We start from the raw sequence: 1,384 nt of genomic DNA on the forward strand, positions 1-1,384 counted from the left end.
ATCATCCTTATATTCAGCACCTCCACCAAAGGATTGAGCTATATTCGCAGCAGCTGTTTCAAAATTGTGGGAAACGGCGCTTACATGTTGATTGGTATCAAATAACTGGGAGCCATTCACAGCATCCGTTGAACCTTCTGCAATGTTACCTTTGGCAAGAGACGTAATCTTGCTGTTCGTTTTTTCTGCTTCACCTTCCCCGTGCTTGGCACTAAAGGCTTGATCAGTTGCACTCCATAACAACGCATTCTGCTTAATATTTTCTGTAACCTCTGCGTTTCTTTCGGTAAACTCTTTGTGAAGTTTCTCAAAAGAACTGCCTACACCAGCAAATGCTTCCGATACAGTACTATAATCCTTATCTTCAACCTTACTACCATCATCATTGACAGTCTTAAACTTGAAACTTGGAGCACTCCACGTGCCATTCTCATAATTAGCACTACCACCAAAATACTTCGCAACATTGTCGCCTAAGCTATAAAGCTGAGAACCATTAACAGCCTCAATGGAATTCTTAGAGATTGTTCCACCYATCACACCGAAAAGGGTGCGGTTCTCTTTATTCTTATTTTGAAGRTTAATTATTGTCCCTTCTACTTCTTTACCAATGGTAATAGGAGCGCCATCTTTCGCTTGCTTAACAAGATTATCGCTTATAACCTTGCCAATCTCCTTGTGAACTTCATTGTGAATATTCGTGATAGAACTACCAACATCAGTCAAAGCTTCTGCTACATTATCATACTTCCCTTCGGTCGCTGTACCTTCTGTATCAATTTTTCTAACCTTGAAGCTTGGAGCTGTCCACTTTCCTTCTGCATAGCTAGCACCACCGCCTAAATAGGCTGCAACAACCTTATTGGTTTCAAATAGCTGATTACCAGCTATCGCATCTGTTGAATCTTTCGTTACACTACCATTCGCAAGAGATGTGATCTTGCTGTTTTTCTTCTCACCATCTGTTCCATGTGTCGCAACAAATGCCTCTTTATCTTGACTCCACAACAACGCATCACCCTTAACTTCCTGAGTAATATCCGTTATTTGTTTCGTAAAGTCTTGAACAACATTCGTAAGATGATTGTTCACATTATTGATATTCGTATCAAGTCCAGTAAATGCAGAACCAACATCGTTGAAGGAATTGTTTGTTACCTTACCATCAGCATCGACATTGGATAATTTATAGGTTGGCTGTGTGAAACCACCATCTTTAAAGGCTGATTCACCTCCTAAGAACTTGGCAATATTTTCACCGATCGTATTAATCTGGCCACCTGTGATTGCATCATGGGAATTCTGAACAATCTTACCATCAGCAACATTATGAAGTCCCACTGGAGAAGAATCTTTACCCTTACCCAAAGTCACATTTGTATAA

Annotated in this window: 1 pseudogene; it reads right to left on the reverse strand. The window is 40.2% G+C overall.

Features of this window, described 5'->3' with window-relative positions:
• Window positions 1–1,384 (reverse strand): annotated as a pseudogene (locus CER18_RS09650) (Vomp family autotransporter); the annotation flags it as partial.

The sequence above is a fragment of the Bartonella tribocorum genome (genome assembly GCF_002777915.1).
Lineage (GTDB): Bacteria > Pseudomonadota > Alphaproteobacteria > Rhizobiales > Rhizobiaceae > Bartonella > Bartonella tribocorum_A.